Genomic DNA, 5,803 nt, shown 5'->3' with positions numbered 1-5,803 from the left:
GTTCGTCCGTTCCTGGATAGCTTTGACTACCAGGTCCATCTGACAGTTTTCGCAGCCCAGAGAAACGACGACCGTACCATAGACGTTTGGATTAGCAGCATAACCGGCTTCTACATCCATGGTAAGCTGCTGGTCAGGCGGTACCTGGGAACAGCCGTTCTGATTGTTGAAGGTAACGGCGCCATTGACCTGGGAGGCAATGATACGGGTCGTATCAGAAGCACAGACACTGGCCGGCAGAATTAATACATGATTACGGACACCTACGCGTCCATCCGGACGTTTATAACCCCAAAATTTCATTATGATTTCCTCCTCTTAGCCCAAATTTTCACGAACGGATTTAACATTGTGTTCGTGTACGTGTTCGCCTTGTTTGATATCACGGGCAGCATGACCAATATGTTCACCATATTTAACGACTGGTGCATCGGCCGGAATATCTTTGATGGCGATTTTGTGATAAATCTGGACATCTTCTACGGCAGTAAAGGAAACGGTCTTCTTGTTTTTGTCAACGTAAGAAACCGTATCGCCTTTCTTTACCGGTTCGATGACGACAGCAACGTTGTCTTTTTCATCGATAATCATTGCATTAATCATGAAAATGAAACCTCCCTCTTGTAGTTCAAAATATACCATACACCCAGGATAACCACTCCTTAGCTGACAGGTTATGGCAAGTTCCTGTTTGTATATAAGACCTATTGTGTATATACGTCCTGTATACTCTCATTATAGAATTGCAATTGTAAAATGTCAATTCTAAGTTGGCATTGCAATGTGCTAAAAAAGAATAGCTTTTACCTTATCACTGCCTTCTATTTATACCTTTACCATGCCGCAACAGCACCATCTGCCCGGGGTTCTGTCGCACCGGAAAGAACTCCCTGTTCATTGCGCCAGATAATCTGCCCCCGTCCATAGGGAATAGGATCAGCATTTACTATTACCTCATGGCCTTTACGGCGCAGCCCTTCAACAACCGCCGCCGGAACGGCCGCTTCCACTTCGATGCGTTTACCGCCTACCCACTGCCAGCGTGGCGCATCAAGTGCCGCCTGAGGATTAAGATGGAAATCTATCGTATTCATCAGTACCTGGAACTGTCCCTGGGGCTGCATGAACGCTCCCATGACACCAAACGGTCCTACAGCCTGCCCGTCCCGTGACAGAAAACCGGGAATGATTGTGTGGTAGGATTTTTTTCGCGGACCGGCACAATTGTCGCTCCGTGGGTCCATGCTGAAATTATTGCCCCTGTCACTGAGGGCCACTCCATATCCCGGAATGACGATGCCCGAACCAAACCCCGTATAATTACTTTGGATATACGATACCATGTTGCCTTCTCCATCAGCCGAACAGAGATAGACCGTCCCGCCATTATTGGGACTGACTGGCCTGGGCATCAGTGCCATATCCCCGATTTCTGCCCGCCTCCGGACTGCATAGGATTCAGAAAGCCAGTCTTCTACAGACGTGTTCATAAAACGGGGATCGGCTATGTATTCACGCCCGTCGGCAAAAGCCAGTTTCATCGATTCAATCTGGCGGTGGAACGTTTCAACCGTATCCCGCTCTGCAAAGGAAAAACCACTGGCAATATTCAGAGCCATGAGTACGACCAGTCCATGGCCATTGGGCGGAATTTCCCAGACATCATAGCCTCTGTAATTCGTATGGATTGGCTGGACCCACTGAGGCCGGTAATCCATCAAATCCTCTTTGCGAAGATATCCGCCCGTCTTTTTCGACCAATCATCGATGGCTGTAGCGATTTCCCCTTCATAAAGATCCCGGCACCGGCTCCTGGCCAGGAGGCGCAGGGACCGTGCCTGCTGAGGCAGGCGCAGGATATCTCCCGCACCGGCAATGACATCACCAGCATAAAAGGTATCGAACAAGCCCTTAAAAGCCGGTTCATGACGGTACGGAGCAAAGCTTTCATAACCTTCTTTCAGCATGACCGCCAGATTGGGCATGACAGAATAGCCATCCTCTGCATAAGAAATAGCCGGTTTAAATAGTTCTTCAAAGGGAAGTCTTCCAAAACGGCTGTGTATTTCCGCCCATGCTGCCGGCGCCCCCGGTACCATAACGGGAGTCCAGCCGCGAAGGGGAATTTCCGACAGTCCTTTTTCATGCAGCGTTTCCCAGGTCAGTGTACGTGGCGACCAACCGCTGCCATTGAGACCGTATAACTTTCCCTTCATCCATATCAGTGCAAAGGCATCACTGCCCAGGCCATTACTGGTTGGTTCCAGTACAGTCAGTGCTATCGCCGTAGCCAATGCCGCATCGACGGCATTGCCTCCCAACTTCAGCATATCCAGCCCGGCCTGCGCCGCCAAGGTCTGCGATGTACAGACCATTCCGCGGCGGGCATAGACGACTTCTCTCCGCGAGGGATAGGGATATATCTGTCCGTCCCATGTCATTGCCATATTAACACGCCCTTTCCTTGTATATACGATTATCATATCACATTCCTTCACACGGGTCAGTAAAACCAGCCTGCTTTTTGTATAGAACAGATAAAATACACTCTAAAAAAAAGCAGTCCCTGCTCTTCCCGAAAATCTGTTTTGTGTCTATAATAATGTATATGTAACTTTCTGCGACAGCTCTGTCTGTCCTGCCGTAAAAGGAGGAATCACCGTGAGTCGGTGCTTGTTAATTGTCAATCCGACAGCCGGCCGTGAACGGGCCAAGTATTTTAAAGAACCATTAAAAAACCAGCTGGATACGATGTATGACGATGTAGAAATGCGCATCACGACCGGTCCGGGAGATGCGACTGACTGGGCCCGTGAAGCCTCCCTTACCGGATTTGATGCCGTTTTCTGCATGGGTGGCGACGGTACATTGAACGAAACCGTCAACGGGCTGGCCCTTGCCGGACGGAGCAGTATAACGTTTGGCTTCATCCCGCTGGGCACGGTCAACGACCTGGGGCGGGCTCTTTCTATGCCCCTGCATCCGGAAGCAGCCATTGCCGGTCTTAAAAACGCCCATATCCAGCGCGTAGATATCGCCCGGGCCAATGACCGCTATTTCGTCAACACCATTGCTGCCGGTTTTATGCCTGAAGCCGTCAGTCACGTATCGATTGAGCAAAAAACACGGCTTGGCCCTCTTGCCTATTTTCTGACGGGCCTGAAAGCCCTGCAAAATCATGAAACATACCTGTTTAAGATAGAAAACGATAACGGCGTTTATATCCATCGCTCTCCACTCATCGTCATCATGCTGACTAATTCCGTCGGAAGCTTCCGAAATCTCGCACCGGCTGCTCAGGTCGATGATGGTAAACTCTGGGTCGGCGTCTTCAAGGATTGCAGCTATCTCGATATGATTAAAGCCATACCGGAATTTCTTGCCGGCTCGCCCCTGAGTTCAGAATACATGAATCTGTCTACGACGACTCATCTGAAAATCACGCTGATCGATGGCACCCTCACGACAAACATGGATGGTGACAAAGGCCCTGATTTCCCGTTGGATCTGGAAATTTTACCTTCTTTCCTAAATGTCTGTGTCCCATCTGCGCCTCCTTCCAGTCTGCCACTGGTCCATCTGCTTCCTCACAAAGGTTAAACAAAAAAGAGGATGTAACAAAATGGCTGTAAAGCACATTTTGCTGCATCCTCTTTTTGATATCCGATTAGTCTGCTGTGTACGGAAGCAGAGCGATAGCTCTGGCCCGTTTGATAGCAACCGTCAGTTTACGCTGGTGTTTAGCGCAAACGCCGGAGATACGGCGCGGCAGGATTTTGCCACGTTCGGTCGTAAAACGGCGGAGCTTTGCAACGTCTTTGTAATCGATCTGTTCAGCATGATCGACACAGAAGCTGCATACTTTTCTTCTCGGTTTTCTCGAGCGATCTCTTCTCATTATATATCCTCCCTTTAAAACATAATTAAGGGATGTGTTTGACTATTAGAATGGGATTTCTTCATCCGATGTGCTGGAGCCCATGCTGTCAAAGCCGGTCCCCGGAGCAGCCGGTTTAGGCTGCGGCGCGCTCGGCTGCGCAGCACCGGTATATGAAGAGGACGCCGTACCATTCTGGCGTTCCGTTCCCATCGTCTGTGCCACAAAATTAGCTACGACTTCCGTCCTGTACCGCTTCTGGCCGTCCTGCGTTTCGTACGAACGCGTGTTAAAACGGCCTTCCACAAAGACACGACTGCCTTTAGCCAGGTTGTTACCACAGGTTTCTGCCAAATTACCCCAAGCAACACAAGGAACAAAATCAGTGAATTCCCGTGGTTCCGTAGCTCCGTATGGAATATACGTGGTCGTGCAGGCTACGGTAAACATAGCAACAGCCTTGCCAGTCTTCGTAAAACGGATTTCGGGGTCACGAGCCAAATTGCCTAACAACTGTACTGAATTCATACCTTTGCGCCTCCGGTTATTCGTCAATCTTGACGATCAAGTGCTTCAGGATGTCGTCCTGGATCTTCATAACACGGTCGATTTCTTTGATAACTTCAGGATCAGCTTCAAAGTTAATCAGTACGTAGTTACCGTCAGCCTGCTTTTTGACAGGGTATGCCAGGTGGCGTTTGCCCCAACGATCAACCTTTTCGACATTGCCGCCATTCTTCTTGATCAGATTGGAAACAAATTCAGCAATCGGATCTACTTCAGCGTCTTCCAGCGGCTTTGCGATAAACATGACTTCGTACTTATTCACGAAATCACCTCCTCTTCTGGACTATGGCCCTTCATTTCAAAAGGGCAAGGGTAGCTTGTAGTAATCAAGCTTTATTATTGTATCACAGATTCTCCGCCATAGCAAGTAAAAAGGATGTCCCACAAAAGAAGATCTTTTCACAGGACATCCTTTTTCTTCAATTATTCAAAATATGCAACACCGGCTGCAAAGAGAGGCTGCAGCTTATTGCCAGAAATATTTTCAAAAATATCGGGACCGCTGAACCGTTCAGTATGAGCCATCTTACCGAGCACGCGGCCATCGGGACTGGTAATCCCTTCGACAGCCATAATGGACTGGTTAGGATTATATTCGCTGTCATTGGATGCATTGCCACTAAGATCTACATACTGTGTCGCAATCTGTCCTTTCGCAGCCAGTTCCCTGATCTGCCGGGGTGTCGCTACAAAACGGCCTTCCCCGTGAGAAATAGCGATAGTATGGACATCGCCGGCTTTCATGTTGCTGAACCAGGGACTCATGACAGAAACGACCTTCGTATTGACCATCCGCGACAGATGGCGGCCAATTGTATTGTATGTCAGCGTCGGGCTGTCCGGACGCAGAGGCTGGATCCGGCCATAAGGCAGGAGCCCCAGTTTAATCAGCGCCTGGAATCCGTTGCAGACACCCAATGCCAGGCCATCCCGTTTATAGAGCAAATCGTTCAGTGATTCTTTCAACGCCGGACTGCGGAATAAAGTAGCAATAAACTTGCCAGAACCTTCTGGTTCATCGCCAGCACTGAAGCCACCGGGGAACATGATAATCTGCGCATGGGCAATGCGTCTTGCCATTTCGTCGATCGATTCCGCCAGATCCTGTGGCGTTTCATTACGCAGTACCATGATTTCTGCCGTCGCGCCAGCCCGTTCAAAGGCAGCGGCAGAATCGTATTCACAGTTCGTTCCAGGGCAGACCGGGATGAACACATGCGGTTTGCCAAAAGATTCACTGCGTTTGGGACCATAGGTCGTGAAGAGAGGCAGTGTAGGATCATCAGAAGAACTTTCACTCTTAATCGGGAATACTTTGCTGAGCGGTTCTTCCCATGCCTTCTGCAAATCTGTCAGGGC

Annotated in this window: 8 protein-coding genes; 1 reads left to right on the top strand and 7 read right to left on the bottom strand. The window is 49.4% G+C overall.

The features are described from left to right. From DBO31_RS02170 to DBO31_RS02160, 3 genes are all read right to left on the bottom strand, one after another. The coding region (locus DBO31_RS02170) for a UxaA family hydrolase (protein WP_200817435.1) at positions 1–303 on the bottom strand (303 nt) is incomplete at its 3' end. Positions 304–318: 15 nt separating this feature from the next. Continuing rightward, positions 319–603 carry a UxaA family hydrolase gene (locus tag DBO31_RS02165; protein WP_059076350.1) on the bottom strand — a complete coding sequence of 95 codons (285 nt, stop codon included), beginning with the start codon at positions 601–603 and terminating at the stop codon, positions 319–321. Positions 604–833: 230 nt separating this feature from the next. Then, positions 834–2,447, bottom strand: a complete 1,614-nt coding sequence (locus DBO31_RS02160; RefSeq protein ID WP_234995356.1) for a gamma-glutamyltransferase family protein — start codon at positions 2,445–2,447, stop codon at positions 834–836. A 214-nt stretch (positions 2,448–2,661) separates the two neighbouring features. Here DBO31_RS02160 and DBO31_RS02155 point away from each other — a divergent pair, with 214 nt between their 5' ends. Beyond that, complete coding sequence (locus DBO31_RS02155; protein ID WP_059076349.1) at positions 2,662–3,600, top strand: diacylglycerol kinase family protein; 939 nt, start codon at positions 2,662–2,664, stop codon at positions 3,598–3,600. A gap of 67 nt (positions 3,601–3,667) precedes the next feature. Here the strand turns inward: DBO31_RS02155 and rpsR are convergent, their stop codons facing one another. From rpsR to DBO31_RS02135, 4 genes are all read right to left on the bottom strand, one after another. Beyond that, positions 3,668–3,898, bottom strand: coding sequence for a 30S ribosomal protein S18 (rpsR, locus tag DBO31_RS02150; RefSeq protein WP_059076348.1), 231 nt, complete (start codon positions 3,896–3,898; stop codon positions 3,668–3,670). 45 nt (positions 3,899–3,943) lie between these two features. Continuing rightward, a complete protein-coding gene (locus DBO31_RS02145; RefSeq protein WP_059076347.1) occupies positions 3,944–4,405 on the bottom strand; it encodes a single-stranded DNA-binding protein in 462 nt (153 codons plus the stop codon). A 16-nt stretch (positions 4,406–4,421) separates the two neighbouring features. Beyond that, the gene (rpsF, locus tag DBO31_RS02140; protein ID WP_059076346.1) at positions 4,422–4,706 is read right to left on the bottom strand and encodes a 30S ribosomal protein S6; all 285 of its coding nucleotides are present in this window, start codon (positions 4,704–4,706) and stop codon (positions 4,422–4,424) included. Between the two features lie 161 nt (positions 4,707–4,867). Continuing rightward, positions 4,868–5,803 (bottom strand): phosphoribosylformylglycinamidine synthase subunit PurQ (locus DBO31_RS02135; RefSeq protein ID WP_200817434.1); only part of this gene is annotated, 936 nt, incomplete at its 5' end.

Origin of the sequence: Megasphaera sp. DJF_B143 (assembly GCF_900320625.1) — a bacterium.
Taxonomy (GTDB): Bacteria; Bacillota; Negativicutes; order Veillonellales; family Megasphaeraceae; genus Megasphaera; species Megasphaera hexanoica.
Note: the sequence above shows the minus strand (reverse complement) of the source record. Positions and strands in the feature narration are given on the sequence as shown.